The sequence below is a fragment of the Massilia sp. UYP34 genome (assembly GCF_056279385.1).
The window spans coordinates 501731-515654 of the sequence record NZ_JBWBRF010000002.1; the positions used below are offsets into that span (position 1 = coordinate 501731).

The following is a 13924-nucleotide window of genomic DNA, read 5'->3' on the forward strand; positions in this document are numbered from 1 at the left end:
CTCCCCGCCGGCGCGCTCCCGGGCGCCGCTCACTTCTCCAGCCTGCCTGGCGATCCTCTCCACATGGCGTCTGGGACATTTGTCCCAGACCGCCGTGGCAACAAGTCCCCCGCGAAAAGGTAGTTTTGACGGATGGCGCCAGAACCGCCGATCCGTAAGATTCGACCCGTGCGCCGCGTACCGTTTCACGCGGCATGGCGGCAACAGGACAGGAGCGAACGTGGACGACATGGAACCCACGCGGGAAGACAATCCGGAGCACAACTACGAAAGAAACAGCAGCCCGGCAATGTCGTACCTGGTCCTGAGCGTCCTGCTCGCAGTCGTCTGCTTCATCGCGGCGATGGCCGTGTGGACGATCGCATGAAGCCCGACTTATTCATATCAACGAAAGGCACGACCATGAACTTCATCGCCAACCTGATCAAGGAAGAGGATGGCGTCACGGCGATCGAGTACGCGCTGATCGCCGCGCTGATCGCCGCGCTGATCGCCGGCGTCATCATCGCGGTGATCACTCTGCTGGGCAGCAACATCAGCGTCCTGTTCAACGCCCTGGCGGCAAAGATCAAGTAGCAAGCCCTGAGACATCCCACCGCCCGACGGCGGCCCCGATCCGGCACGGTCTTTCCGCTGCCGGATTTTTTTTCGACCGGAGTCGAACATGACGACGCTGCCACTCATGCTGCTGCTTGCGCTGCTCGGCGCCGCCGTCTGGCACGACGTGCGCGCGCGCCGCATCCCGAATGCCGTCATGTTCCCCGGCATGCTGGCGGCGTTCGCGCTGCACGCGCTGCTGCCGGCGGGGCCGGGTTTGTTCGGTCCGCAGGTCGGTGGCCTGGGCCTGCTGCAGTCGCTGGGCGGCTGGGGACTGGGCCTGGCGCTGCTGCTGCCGATGTATGCGCTGCGCCTGATGGGCGCCGGCGACGTCAAGCTGCTGGCGATGGTGGGCGCGTTCGTCGGCGCCGGCCAGACCCTGACCGTCGGCCTGGTCACGCTGCTCGCCGGCGGCCTGCTGGCGGCGGCCTTCGCCGCCTGGAAGGGCAGCCTGCGGCGCCTGGCCGGAAATGCCTGGCAGATGGTCATGCGGGCCGTCTTTTCCGCGCTGGCCGGCCGCACCGCCGCCCCGCCCGCGCCGCCGGAGGCAGCCAGCGGCCGCCTGCCGTACGCGGTGGCGATCGCGGCCGCCGCCATCGGCTGCGTGCTGTGGACCCGTGCGCACGGGGAACTGCCGCTGTGAGCCAAACCACAAGCAACGCCCCCCTGGCCTCGTCATCAACGACGCCGGGCGCACGACGCTGACGCGCAACAGCCAGAACGAGATGGTGGGCTTTGGCCCGCTGGAGCGTCTGCTTGCCGACCCGAGCGTGTCGGACATCCTGGTCAACACCCACAAGCAGGACTGGGTCGAGCGCCGCAGCAAGCTGGAACGGACCGACGTCACCTTCACCGACGACGCCCAGCTGACGAAGATCATTGACAAGATTGCTGGCCTGATTGCCCTGGCAAGGCGGTAGCGGCGGGTCATAGGGCGATAGCGGTCATACAGGATCAGTATGACTGGCGGTCGATGAGATAGATGGTTTGTGAATGGCGATCATCATGGATCGCAATTTGATTTCTATCTCAGTGGGCGCATACTGGAGTCATACCAGTTCACACACGAAAGAGAAGATCATGTCCACCCTGTCGCTTCGCCCCAGCTTTGCAGCCCAGTTGTCGGCCGTCGCCGCAACCCTCACCAACTTCCTGCGTGCAAAGGCGGCGCCAGTCGCCGTCCCGCGCAGCGCCGACGCCGGCGACGTCTGGGCGCTGTACCGCATGACCCGCGGCGCGGACGCCATCTCGCCGGCAGTCGCCCGCCGCCTGGAAGCGCACGCACAGCAGAAGTAACCGGCGCGCCGCGCCACGAACAGACGCCCTGCTTCGAGCAGGGCGTTTTGCTTGGCGCACGCTGCCTTGCCCGGCAGAACGGGCTGTGCGACTAGTCCTCCGGCGGCTCGTGAAATTCATCGGCCCGCGAGAACAGATCCCAGGCCGCGATGAACAGCGCCGCGATCACCGGCCCGATCACGAAACCGTTCAGGCCGAACAGGGCCATGCCGCCCAGGGTCGAGAGCAGGATCACGTAGTCCGGCAACTTGGTGTCCTTGCCGACCAGGATCGGGCGCAGGATATTGTCCACCAGCCCGATCACCAGCACGCCATAGGCGGCCAGCACGACGCCTTGCCAGATGTCGCCGGTAGCCAGGAAGTACACCGCCACCGGCGCCCACACCAGGGCCGCGCCGACCGCCGGCAGCAGCGACAGGAACGCCATCACCACGCCCCACAGCAGCGCGCCGCTGACGTCCAGCGCCCAGAAGATCAGGCCGCCCAGCGCGCCCTGGGCCATCGCCACCAGCACATTGCCCTTGACCGTGGCGCGGATCACCGTGGTGAAGTTCTGGAACAGGCGACCCTTGTACTCGCTCGACAAGGGGACTGCGCGCTGGATGCGCGCCGCCAGGATGCGGCCGTCGCGCAGCAGGAAGAACAGCAGATACAGCATGATGGCCATGCTGATCACGAAATCGAGCGTGTTGCGGCCGATATTGAGCGCGTATTGCGCCGTGGCCTGGCTGATCTGGGCCGCGCCTTCGGTGATTTTTTCCTGCAGCGAAGCCAGGTTCGTCAGGTCGAACCGCTCGAGCAGTGAGATCGCCCAGTCCGGCAGTGCACCGACCACGAGGTTGAAGTACGAGGCGACATCGAGCTGGCCTGCGCTCAGGCGCGCGTAGATGGCGGTGACTTCATTGATCAGCGACGAGGTGATCACGGCCAGCGGCAACAGCACCATCAGGACGATCACCAGCAGCGAGAGCAGGGCGGCGGCCGTCGGCCGCCCCTTGGTCGCGCGCAGCAGCCGCGATTGCAGCGGCGCGAACAGGATGGCGAACACCACGCCCCAGAACACGGCCCCGGAATAGGGTAGCAGCACCCAGAAGAACGCGATCGTCACGATCGCCAGTAACAGGAGGAAGGAGTTCTGGGGCAGCGTGAATTGCTTCATCGGTGAGGCGCAAGGCGAAATGGTTAATGTTTCCTGATGATAAACCATGGCGTTGCGACCACGGCTGCCTTTTGCATGGCGCGGTACGCCAGCTAACATATGTTTCTACTTTTAGTAAATTGTCGCTTGTTGACCACAAAGTCATCAATCGTGCGCATTGCTCAAATGCCATCTTGCGATAATGAATGTCGCTACGCTTAGACATGGTCTGGCGGGCAATTGAATATCATTCTTTATCGGAGAACCCATGTCCCGCATCGCGCCGCGCTTCACATTGTCCACCATTCCCACCACACTCGCCCTGGCCCTGAAGTGCGCCATCGTGCTGGGTGCGGCAAGCGCCGGCATGGCCCAGGCCCAGCAGTCGCCGGCCCTCGACCGCATGAGCATCTCGGCCGGCGCCTTCCATGCCGAGCCGACGATCCACCTGGGCGGCGACACCCGTTATGGCCGCGTCGATACGCCCGACGAAAAGATCGACGACGTCACCCTGCCGCGCGTGAAGGCCGAGATGCTGATCGGCGACAGGCATGGCCTGTCGTTCGACTACTTCCGCTTCGATGAAGACTGGGCCGGCAGCGCCAGCGGCGATACCGTCTACGAAGGCCGGCCGGTCAGCGGCACCATCAGCGCCGAAGCCGACCTGCGCCTCGAAATGGCCCGCTTCGCCTATAAATGGTGGATGGGCAAGGAAAGGAACGCCTTCGGGGTCGGCCTGGGCGCGGCCTACCTGCGCGCCAAGGTCTCGGGCTCGGTCGATGCCAACCTGAGCGCCTCGAATCCGGTCGAGAATTATTCGTGGAGCGGTTCGGCCTCGGGCAGCGACAGCGTCTGGGCGCCAACCGTCGAGCTGGCATGGCGCCACGCGCTGAACGAGCAATGGCGCTTCTACGCCGAGGCCTCGGGCATCAAGAAGAATGGCGGCACGGTCGAAGGCCATATCTGGAACGGCGCGGTCGGCGTCGAATGGTTCCCGCACCAGAACGTCGGCCTGGTGCTCGACTACACCGTCCAGAAGATCGACCTGCACCGCAACGGCGACCGCACCGCCGACCTGGACCTGAAACTGAAGGGCCCATCGGCCTTCGTCAAGGTCCGTTTCTGACCGGCGAGGCGCACGCGATTCCTCTTGGACTGCACGCTCAATTGCTTCCGGTCATAATACATAGTGCGAAAGCACTAATGTAGCGGAGCGAGGAGAGCGATTGAGCGCGGAGCATCTGATCGGTTGTCATGATTGCGGTAGCCTGTACCACCGGGAGCCGCTGAATTCGTGCGAGCGCGCGCGTTGCGTGCGCTGCCGCCACGAACTGTATCGCTGGCATGCCGGCGGGCCCCTGCGCCGCGCTGATTCGCTGGTGGCGCTGACCCTGGGCGCCGTGCTGGTCTACCTGCTGGCCCAGAGCTTCCCGATCGTCACGCTCGAGATGGGCGGCATGGCGTCCAGCGCGACCCTGCTGGAAGCGGTGGGCGTGCTGTGGAACGCAGGAATGCAGGTGATCGCGGCGATGGTGCTGTTGTGCGCGATCGTCTTCCCCGGCCTGGAGCTGGCATCGCTCCTGTATGTCGCCGTCGGCCTGCGCCGTGGCCGGCGCGTTCCGGGATTTAACATGGTGCTGCGCGTGGTGCAGGGCGCGCGCCACTGGGCCATGACCGAAGTGCTGATGATCGGCATCCTGATCACGGTGATCAAGATGACCAGCATGGCGCGGGTGGTGCCTCATCCGGGCCTGTTCGCTTTCGGTGTACTGACCATCCTGTGCGCGCTCGTGATGCGCTACGAACCCAAGGCGCTGTGGGAACTGGCCGACCGCCTGGCGCCGCGTCCAGGCCAGGCGGCCGGTGGTGGCGCCCATCCGCACGCCGGCGCCCACGTGGCCGGCGCGCTCGTCTCCTGCGGCGCCTGCGGCCTGGTCAACGGCCATCCCTGGCAGCGCGCGAAGAATGGCGCGGCGCACTGCCGCCGCTGCGGCGCCGCGCTGTACCGCCGGATCCCGAACAGCATCGGCTGGACCTGGGTGATGCTGGCCGCGGCCACCTTGCTCTACATTCCGGCCATGGTGCTGCCGGTCATGTACACCCGCACGATCGGCGGCGGCGCCGAGGGCGACACCATCATGAGCGGCGTGGTGCTGTTCTGGAACACCGGCTCGCCGGGCCTGGCCATCATCATTTTCATCGCCAGCATGGTGGTGCCGGTGTCGAAGCTGGTGGCGCTGGCCTGGCTCAATGCGACCGCGCAGCTGCGTTCGCGCATGGCGCCGCTGGCGCGCACGCGCGCCTACCGCGTGGTCGAATTCGTCGGCCGCTGGTCGATGCTCGACATCTTCGTGGTCGCGCTGACCGTGGCGCTGGTGCGCTTCGACGCGCTGGCCACGATCACCGCGGGGCCCGGCGCGATCGCCTTCGGCTGCGTGGTGATCGTGACGATGGTCGCCTCGCACCAGTTCGACCCGCGCCTGATCTGGGACCCTATTGAATCGAATGGAGAACGACATGCCTGAACAGGACGGCGTACGAGCGCCGCAGGGGCCGCCGGCCCCGGGCCCCATTTCGCCCGACGTCGACCGGCCGAGCCGCTGGCTGCCGTCGCTGATCTGGTTGATCCCTTTGCTGGCGGCCGTCATCGGCGCCTGGCAGGTGGTGCAGTGGGTGACCGACAAGGGCCCCACGGTGTACGTCTATTTCGCCACCGGCGAAGGCCTGGAGGCGAACACCACCCGGGTCAAGTACAAGGACGTCGACATCGGCCGCGTGGTGTCGGTGACGCTGGCCGAAGACGGCAACCGGGTGGTGGCCAAGATCGCGATGGTCAAGGAGGCGGGCCGTTTCACGGCGAAGGATTCGCGCTTCTGGGTGGTGCGGCCGCAGATCGGCGCCAGCGGCGTGTCGGGACTCGGCACCTTGCTGTCCGGCCCGTACATCGGCGCCGCGCCCGGCGTGTCCGAGGAGTCCAGCGACGCCTTCACCGGGCTGGAGACGGCGCCGCCGATCCCGATCGGCCTGAAGGGGCGCGAATACCTGCTGCATGCCGACAGCCTGGGGTCGGTCGCGCCCGGCTCGCCGGTCTACTTCCGGCGCGTGCGCGTCGGCCAGGTGGCCAAGGTCGAACTGGACAAGGCCGGCCAGGGCGTCGACATGTCGGTATTCGTCGAGGAACCGTATATCGGCTTCGTTGGCACGGACACGCGCTGGTACCACGCGAGCGGCGTCGACCTGCGCCTGGACGCCAGCGGCCTGAAGCTCAATACTCAGTCGCTGGCGGCGCTGGCCACCGGCGGCATCGCCTTCGAATCGACCGACGGCAAGAAGCCGGCCGTGCCGGCCCCGGCGGGCAGCCGCTACCGGCTGGCCGAAGACCGCGCCGCGGCCCTGCGGCCGCCCGACGGCCCGGCCACCAGCGCCGTGCTGTACTTCGACCAGACGCTGCGCGGCCTTGCGCCGGGCGCGCCGGTCGATTTCCGCGGCGTGGCGCTGGGCGAGGTGCGCACCGTCGGCATCGAATGGGACCGCGAGCGCCGCCGCTTCAATATGCCGGTGACGATCGACATGTACCCGGGGCGCCTGGGCCAGGACTTCATGAACGCGCTGAACCAGGGCCGCGCCGGCCAGGACATGCTGGGCATGATGGTGGGCCGCGGCCTGCGCGCGCAACTGCGCAACGGGAACATCCTCACCGGCCAGCTGTACGTGGCGCTCGACTTCTTCCCAAAGGCGGCCAAGGCCGCGATCGGCCAGCAGGGCGAGCTGGTGGTGCTGCCGACCGTGCCGGGCCAGCTCGACGAGCTGCAAGCCCAGGTGGCGCGCATCGCCAACAAGCTGGACAAGGTGCCGTTCGACGAGATCGGCGCCAACCTGAACCGCACGCTGGCGCAGGCGAACGCGACGCTCGCGCGCCTCGAAGGCGAGGTGCTGCCGGAGATGACGGGCACGCTCACCGCCGCCAAGGGCACGTTCGCGCGCGCCGAGAACCTGCTGGCCCAGGATTCGCCGCTGCAGTCCGACCTGCGCCAGGCGCTGCAGGAAGTGACGGACACGATGGCCAAGCTCAATGCGCTGGCCGACTACCTCGAACGCAATCCGCAGTCGATCATCCGCGGCAAACCCCAGGAGAAGAAGTGATGACGTCATTCCCGTTGCGCCGCCGCGCCCTTGCCACCGCCTGCGCCGCCGGCCTGCTCGGCGCCTTTCTCGGCGCCTGCAGCAGCACGCCGGTCGACCGCTTCTATACGCTGAGCGGCGGCCCGACGGTCGCGCCGCCCGCCGGCGGCGCCGCGCCGCTGTATTTCGAGATGCGGCCGGTGACGGTGCCGGCCCAGCTGCGCCGTCCGCAGATGGTGGTGAGCACCGGAGAAGGCACGATCGACCTCGAGGAACACCATCGCTGGGCCGGGCCGCTGGCCGAGGAAATCGGCAACAGCCTGTCGCTCGGGATCGCGGCCCGTGTGGGCGGGGTGGACGTCTACCGCAGCGCGGCGCCGGACGGCAGCACGCTGTACCGGATCGGCGCCGACGTCCAGCGCTTCGAATCGCGCCCCGGGAGCCATGCGCTGATCGATGTGGTGTGGAGCGTGCGCAGGCTCGATGGCGGCCAGATTGGCGGCCAGATGCAGACTTGCCGCAGCGTGTTCCAGGAACCCGTGGGGATGGGCCACGACGCCCTGGTGGCGGGCCACCGGGCGGCGCTGGACAAGCTCTCGGCCACCATCGTGCTGGCGGTGCGCGCCCAGCAGGAGGGACAGGTCGGGGGGGCGGCGCCGGCCTGTCCGGCCGGCTGAACCGTCAGGGAATCAGGCGCTCCGCGCGCAGGCGCGCGAACAGGTCGTAGAACGAATCGTCGGTGGCCTGCCAGGCGGCAAAGCCCAGGCGCCGGCTGTTGGCCATGTCGGTCATTACTTCCAGCGGGCGGCCCAGGTCGAGGTCGGTATGCCAGGGCGAGGCCAGGCGATCCAGGTCGGCTTCGACCAGGCCGTGGCGCGTGGCGATCTCGCGCCACACCGCGTGGTCGTTCGCCATCGCGGCCTCCAGGGGCTGGATCGTGCCGTTGAAGCCCGCCGCCTGCACGCCGAAGAACGCGGCCAGCTTCGGCCACAGCCAGCTCCAGCGGAACACGTCGCCATTGACGATGTTGAAGGCTTCGTTGCGGGCGGCGTCGGTGTCGGCGGCCCATACCAGCTGCCTGGCCAGCATGCGCGCATCGGTGACGTCCGACATGCCGTTCCACTGCGCGCTCGACCCCGGGAACTGGAACGGGCGCCCGGTTTCCTTGCAGATGGTCGCGTAGACGGCCAGGGTGGTGCCCAGGTTCATCGCGTTGCCGACCGCCAGACCGATCACGGTGTGGGGGCGGTGCACGGTCCAGGTAAAGCGGTCGCGCTCGGCCGCGGCATAGACTTCGTCTTCCTGCGCGTAATAGAAATTCTCGAGCGGCAGGCGCGGCTGGCTTTCGCGCAGCGGGGTGTCGGGCAGGGTGCCCGAACTGGCGTAGGCTTCGAACGGGCCCAGGTAGTGTTTCAGGCCGGTCACCAGCGCGACGTGGCGCACGCTCTTCTTTGGCGCCAGCGCGTCGAGCAGGTTGCGCACCAGGGCGGCATTGACGCGGATGTTCTCGGCCTCGCTGTCCTGGCGCATCCAGGTGGTGATGAAGACGTGGGTCGGATCGACGTCGGCCAGCGCGGCGCCCAGGGCTGCGGGGTCGAGCAGGTCGGCGGCCACGTGGCGCACGGCGGGCAGGTCTTGCGGGGCGCGGCGCGACAGGCCGACCACCTCCCAGCCCCCGGCCAGCAGTTCGCGGGCGACGTGGTTGCCGCCGATGCCGGTGACGCCGACGACCAGTGCGGTTCGTTTCATGTAAGTACTCCTGATGTAACAGTTGGACCTCATTCTACCGGCTGAGATAAATCCGCGCGCAGGCCCCAAGGAAACGGGGCGCCGCCTTGCCGCGGCGCCCCGTCCAGGACTTCACCTTCAGGACATCAGAAGCGGTAACGCAGGGTCAATGAGGTGTTGCGCGGCGCACCGTAGGTGATCTGGTTGAAGGCGGAGAACATCGCGAAGTGGGTTTCGTCGGTTGCGTTGCTGACGTTGAGCTGGGCCGACAGCTGCTTCGTGAAATCGTAGCGCGCCATCAGGTTGACCAGGGCAAACGACTCCTGCTCGATGCGGCCGTCGATGCCTGGCGCCACGGTGCCGTCGATGGTGTAGGTGCTGCCTTCCCAGTTGACGCCGCCGCCGATGGTGAGCTTGCTCCAGGCGCCGGGCAGGCGGTAGGAAGCGAAGGCGCGCAGGGTCTTGCGCGGGTAGATCGCATTGAAGTCGGCGCCGGTTTCATCCTTGGCGCGGAAGATCGCGTAGCCGATGCTGGCGTTCAGGCCAGAGACGATCTCGCCCGAGACGTCCAGCTCGATGCCTTTGCTGGTGGCGCCGTCCGCCGCCCGGTAGTGCGTTTCTTCCAGCAGCGGGCCGGACGGGCCGTCACGATCGATGCGGCCGGCCGCCTGGCCCAGCTTGTCCTGCTTCAGGTGGAACACGGCCAGCGAGGCGTTCACGCGGCGGTCGAAAAACTCGCCCTTGATGCCGGCTTCGCTCGCCTTGCCCTCGATCGGGTCGAGCAGGTTGTTGGCCAGGTCCCTCAGGTTCTGCGGCTGGAAGATGCTGGTGTGGCTGGCGTACAGCGAATAGGTGTCGTTCAGGTCGAACACCAGGCCGGCGTACGGCGTGATCTCGTTCGTGTGCTTGATCGAATACGGGGCTTCCCACGCGCCGCCGCCGTGCTTCTCATAGTTGGTCACGCGCGCGCCGACGATGGCCTTGAGCTGGTCGGTGAGCGAGAAACGCGCCATTCCGTACAGGCCTTGCTGGGTCGTTTCGCTGTCCTGGTAGCGCGCTTGCGCGCCCCAGGTCGGCGTCGGGTAGGCGGCCGGATTCCACCCGTTGAAGTCGGTGACCGGCGGCGTCATGCCTGTGGCCATGCCCGGGAAGGTCGCGATGCGGTTGTTGGCATAGAAGTCGGTATCGGCATGCAGGTAGCCGATGGCCGCCTGGTGCTCGCGGCCGAACGCCGAGAACGGACCGCTGGCGTGGATGCCGAAGTCCTTCTGTTTGGTCTGGGTGACATAGGAACCGGCGAAGGAGCCGATGCCGGCGCCGGTCTGGCGATCCGGCACGCCGGACAGGTACAGCAGGCGCGAATCGCCGTCGCGGGTGGCGTCGGTATAGGTCAAGCGCAGGTTCCAGCCGTTGGCGAAGCGGTGCTCGTAGTCGGCGAAGAAGTTGTCGTACTGGTTGTCATAGCCGGCCCAGGGGGTGGCGGTGGTCAGCGAGCGGTCTTCGGGGATGACCGAGCCATCGGCGTAGCGGTAGGGCAGGCCGCCCCACATCGGGCCGCGCGGGCTCATCTTCTGGCGGCTGAAGCCGGCCGAGAAGGTGCCGTCGCGGCCGATGTCGGCTTCGACCGTGCCGTAGAAGGTGCGGTCCTTGTTCTCCAGGTGCCGAACCCAGCTGTCGCCTTCGCCGACCTCGCCGACGAAGCGCCCGCGCACGCTGCCCGATTCGTTGAGCGGGGTCGAGACGTCGGCCATGACGTGGCGCTTGTCCCAGCGGCCGACGGTGGCTTCGATGCGGCCGCCCAGCGTCTTGCTGAAGGCGCGCTTGCGCACCAGGTTCAGCGCGGCCGATGGGGTGCCGGCGCCGGTCATCAGGCCGGTCGCGCCGCGCACCACTTCGACGCGGTCGTACAGCGCCAGGCTGCCCAGCACTTCGCCGGCGCTCCAGGCGGCGTCCCAGGTGGTCGGGATGTTGTCGATCTGCAGGTTGGTCACTTCGAAGCCGCGCGCCGTGAAGCTGCCGCGGTGAGTCTCGTACTGGTTGACCGAGACGCCGGTGACGTTGTTGACCACGTCGGTGATCGTGAGGAGGCCCTGGTCTTCGATGCGCTGCTGGGTGACGACCGAGACCGATTGCGGGGTGTCGCGCAGCGACATGTCGAGCGGCGTCGCGGTGCGGGTGCGGCCGATGGTGTACGAACCGACGTCGTCGGCCAGTTTCTGGGCCTGCACCTGCACCTGCGGCATCGAGGTCGTGCCGGCGGCGGTATTGCTGGCCTCGGTGGATTGGGCCTGGGCGAGGAGCGGGAGCGCGAGGCCCACACAGAACGTCAGGGTCTTCAGTGTATGGCTTGGGATTGCGCTGACCTGCTTTTCCATCTTTTTTCCTGTTCTTAACGATGAGTGGGGGCGGACCAGCGCTCGATGAGCGTGCATCGCCCTGCAATAACTTGAATGCGATTAAGAATGATAAGCATTCTCATCTATGAGTGTCAAGTATGGCAATGACCTTGTCCTGAAGCGAGGATCGCGTAAATGCAGGATGGCCGAGAGCGGGCAAGGCTCTATCGGCCGGTTCTGGATGGGCAAGCAGGTGTCACGTCGACGACAGCACTGGACAGGTGGTGCAATGGATCAGGCAAATTCTTCGGCGTCAGTCTGTTGCCGAGACGGACCTCAAGATCGCCGGTCGGCTGGCTGGCCGTGGCGCGGGCAGGCCTAGCTGCTGCGAGGCGGCTGAATGAGCCGGTGTCGGTCGCGCGGGGGAAGGCGCGCATGGCCAGGAACTGGTGCATGCACAGGCGAGCGGGATGGAAAAGCACATGGGCCACCATGATCCATCAGGATGGATAATGGTGGCCCTCAAACAGGGCGTGGCCGGATCAGGCCACTTCTTTCTTGTTCGCTTCGGTAATGGTCCAGTAATAGATCGTCCGGCCATCGACCTCGGCCGTCTTCTCCGCCGGCCATTCCGACCCCATGTCGAAGGCATGCGACACCACGCGGGTGCCGACCTTGAGCTGCTTCCACAGCTGCGGACGCAGCTTGGCGTTGATGGTCGGCAGCAGGTACAGGGTCACGACGGTCGCGTTCGAGAAATCGGTCTTGAACAGGTCACCGACACGGAACTGGGCGCGGTCGGAGACGCCGGCCTTCTTGGCGTTTTCCTTGGCTTCCGCGATGCGGGTCGGGTCGATGTCGATGCCGGTGCCGCGCGCGCCGCGTTCCTTGGCGGCGGTGACGACGATGCGGCCATCGCCGCAGCCCAGGTCGAACAGGGTGTCGTTCTTGCCGACCTTGGCCAGGTCGAGCATCTTGTCGACCACTTCTTGCGGGGTCGGGACGTAAGGCACGTCGAGGCGCGGCGTGGCGGCGGTGGCCGCGGTGGCCTGGGCCAGCGCGCGGCCGAACGGGAACATCATCAGGCCGGTGGCGGCGGCGGTGGACAGCAGCAGGGTACGACGGCGAGGTTGCGGATTCATCAGCACAGCTCCTTGGTCAGGTGGGGTCTTGGGGGTAAAAACTCTCTTGGACATTATCGATCGCTTTTCGAGCGCAGCAGCAGCAGCAGCACGACGCCGACGGCCAGCACGGCGACGCCGATCCAGGCCGCGTTCAGGCCGCCGAGCTGCTGGCTGTACACGTACGACAGGCTCGACCACAGCATATAGGCGCAGCTGGCGCAGAACAGCAGCGGCAGCAGCGGATACAGCGGCACCTTGAACGGCCGCGGCGTGTGCGGCTCGCGCCGGCGCAGCACGAACAGCGAGATGCCGGTGAGCAGGAAGAACAGCCAGAACACCGGCGCCGTGAATTCGACCATGGCCTTGAAGCCGCCGCCCAGCGCGGCGCCGGTCGCGACCAGGGCCAGGGCCGCCACGCACTGCACCGTCATGGCGACCGTCGGCGTGCCGCGCTCGCTATCCCACTCGGCCAGGCGGCCCAATTTCTTCCAGTCGAGGCCGATGGCGTAGCTGGTGCGGGCGCCGACGATCATGGTGGCGTTGATCGAGGTGAGCGCCGAGATCGCCACCAGCACCGAAATGATTTTCTCGCCGGCCGGGCCGAAGGCGACCTTCATGACGTCGGCCGCGACGGCCTCGGAGGCGGCCATGCCGTCCATGCCCAGCACCTTCCAGTAAGCCCAGGTCACCATCAGGTAGAGCGCGGTGATGACGACGATGCCCATGGTCAGCGCCTTGACCATCTCGCGCGGACCGCCGCGCATCTCGGCGCTGATGTAGGCGGCCTCGTTCCAGCCGCCATAGGTGAGCAGGACGAAGACCATCGCCATGCCGAGGGCGGCGGCGGCCGGGCCCGATGCGCCTCCGGCAGCGGTCGCGGCGGCTGCCGGCGCGGGCGCCGGGTCGGTGAACAATGCGGCGGCGCCGACGATGAGCAGCAGGCCGAGGATTTCCGCGACCGTCAGGAAGGTCTGGGTGTTGGCGCCGGTGCGGATGCCGCGCAGGTTGAGCGCCGACAGGCCGGTGATCACGGCGACGGCGTACACGGTGCTGCCCCAGCCGGCCGGCAGCATGGTCAGCGGAATCGCCTGCTGCATGTAGTCGCCGAAGACGAAGCCGAGCAGTGCGATCGAGCCGGTGGTGATCACCGAGAAGCGCGCCCAGCCGAACAGGAAGGCGACCGAACGGCCGTAGGCGCGGTGCAGGTAGTGGTAGTCGCCGCCGGTATGCGGATACGCGGTGGTCAGCTCGGCGTAGCACAGGGCGCCGATGAGCGAGACCACGCCGCCCATGATCCACAGGGTGAACATGGCCGTCGCCCCGCCGCTCATGCTGGCGACCAGGGATGGGGCCTTGAAGATGCCGGCGCCGATCACGACGCCGACGATGACGGCAACCGCTTCGCGCAGGCCGATGGTGGGGCGGGGTCGGGTATCGTGAGGGGCTGAAACAGTACGCTGCGCTTCTATGGCATCCATGTCGTGATCGGTTGGGCACGGCAGCGGCCGGTGGCTGCGTCGCGCTTGGTTGCACATGGGGAGCCTGTACAGACACCAGCGCTCACCCGTTTTTCGGTACTGGAT

13 protein-coding genes and 1 pseudogene are annotated in these 13924 nt (G+C 67.0%); 9 read left to right on the forward strand and 5 right to left on the reverse strand.

Going from position 1 to position 13924, the window contains the following annotated elements; translation table 11 throughout:
• Positions 1-220: 220 nt before the first annotated feature.
• The 5 genes and pseudogenes from ACZ9AQ_RS05575 (at position 221) to ACZ9AQ_RS05595 (ending at position 1893) form a co-directional block, all read left to right on the forward strand.
• Positions 221-367 (forward strand): hypothetical protein, encoded by a 147-nt coding sequence (locus tag ACZ9AQ_RS05575; protein WP_429202124.1) that lies wholly within the window; start codon positions 221-223, stop codon positions 365-367.
• A gap of 35 nt (positions 368-402) precedes the next feature.
• Positions 403-576 carry a Flp family type IVb pilin gene (locus tag ACZ9AQ_RS05580; RefSeq protein WP_429202122.1) on the forward strand — a complete coding sequence of 58 codons (174 nt, stop codon included), beginning with the start codon at positions 403-405 and terminating at the stop codon, positions 574-576.
• A gap of 88 nt (positions 577-664) precedes the next feature.
• The gene (locus ACZ9AQ_RS05585; RefSeq protein WP_429202120.1) at positions 665-1240 is read left to right on the forward strand and encodes a prepilin peptidase; all 576 of its coding nucleotides are present in this window, start codon (positions 665-667) and stop codon (positions 1238-1240) included.
• Positions 1241-1274: 34 nt separating this feature from the next.
• A pseudogene (locus tag ACZ9AQ_RS05590) lies at positions 1275-1499 on the forward strand (CpaF family protein); the annotation flags it as partial.
• 178 nt (positions 1500-1677) lie between these two features.
• A complete protein-coding gene (locus ACZ9AQ_RS05595) occupies positions 1678-1893 on the forward strand; it encodes a hypothetical protein (RefSeq protein ID WP_429202118.1) in 216 nt (71 codons plus the stop codon).
• Positions 1894-1984: 91 nt separating this feature from the next.
• On the opposite strand, the gene ACZ9AQ_RS05600 is transcribed toward ACZ9AQ_RS05595, so the two are convergent.
• A complete protein-coding gene (locus ACZ9AQ_RS05600) occupies positions 1985-3052 on the reverse strand; it encodes an AI-2E family transporter (protein WP_429202117.1) in 1068 nt (355 codons plus the stop codon).
• 247 nt (positions 3053-3299) lie between these two features.
• Between ACZ9AQ_RS05600 and ACZ9AQ_RS05605 the strand changes: the two genes are divergently transcribed.
• The 4 genes from ACZ9AQ_RS05605 (at position 3300) to ACZ9AQ_RS05620 (ending at position 7830) form a co-directional block, all read left to right on the forward strand.
• A complete protein-coding gene (locus ACZ9AQ_RS05605) occupies positions 3300-4157 on the forward strand; it encodes a hypothetical protein (RefSeq protein ID WP_429202115.1) in 858 nt (285 codons plus the stop codon).
• Between the two features lie 100 nt (positions 4158-4257).
• Positions 4258-5556, forward strand: coding sequence for a paraquat-inducible protein A (locus ACZ9AQ_RS05610; protein WP_429202113.1), 1299 nt, complete (start codon positions 4258-4260; stop codon positions 5554-5556).
• A complete protein-coding gene (locus ACZ9AQ_RS05615; protein WP_429202111.1) occupies positions 5549-7174 on the forward strand; it encodes a PqiB family protein in 1626 nt (541 codons plus the stop codon). The genes ACZ9AQ_RS05610 and ACZ9AQ_RS05615 overlap by 8 nt, the downstream gene beginning before the upstream one ends.
• A complete protein-coding gene (locus ACZ9AQ_RS05620; RefSeq protein WP_429202109.1) occupies positions 7174-7830 on the forward strand; it encodes a PqiC family protein in 657 nt (218 codons plus the stop codon). Before ACZ9AQ_RS05615 ends, ACZ9AQ_RS05620 begins: the two co-directional genes overlap by 1 nt.
• 4 nt (positions 7831-7834) lie before the next feature.
• Here ACZ9AQ_RS05620 and ACZ9AQ_RS05625 read toward each other — a convergent pair whose 3' ends face one another.
• From ACZ9AQ_RS05625 to ACZ9AQ_RS05640, 4 genes are all read right to left on the reverse strand, one after another.
• Positions 7835-8902 (reverse strand): SDR family oxidoreductase, encoded by a 1068-nt coding sequence (locus ACZ9AQ_RS05625; protein ID WP_429202107.1) that lies wholly within the window; start codon positions 8900-8902, stop codon positions 7835-7837.
• 125 nt (positions 8903-9027) lie between these two features.
• A complete protein-coding gene (locus ACZ9AQ_RS05630; protein ID WP_429202105.1) occupies positions 9028-11256 on the reverse strand; it encodes a TonB-dependent siderophore receptor in 2229 nt (742 codons plus the stop codon).
• A gap of 503 nt (positions 11257-11759) precedes the next feature.
• Positions 11760-12359: an SAM-dependent methyltransferase gene (locus tag ACZ9AQ_RS05635; RefSeq protein ID WP_429202103.1), complete on the reverse strand. Its 600-nt coding sequence runs from the start codon at positions 12357-12359 to the stop codon at positions 11760-11762.
• Positions 12360-12412: 53 nt separating this feature from the next.
• A complete protein-coding gene (locus ACZ9AQ_RS05640; RefSeq protein WP_429202101.1) occupies positions 12413-13819 on the reverse strand; it encodes an APC family permease in 1407 nt (468 codons plus the stop codon).
• Positions 13820-13924 lie beyond the last annotated feature (105 nt).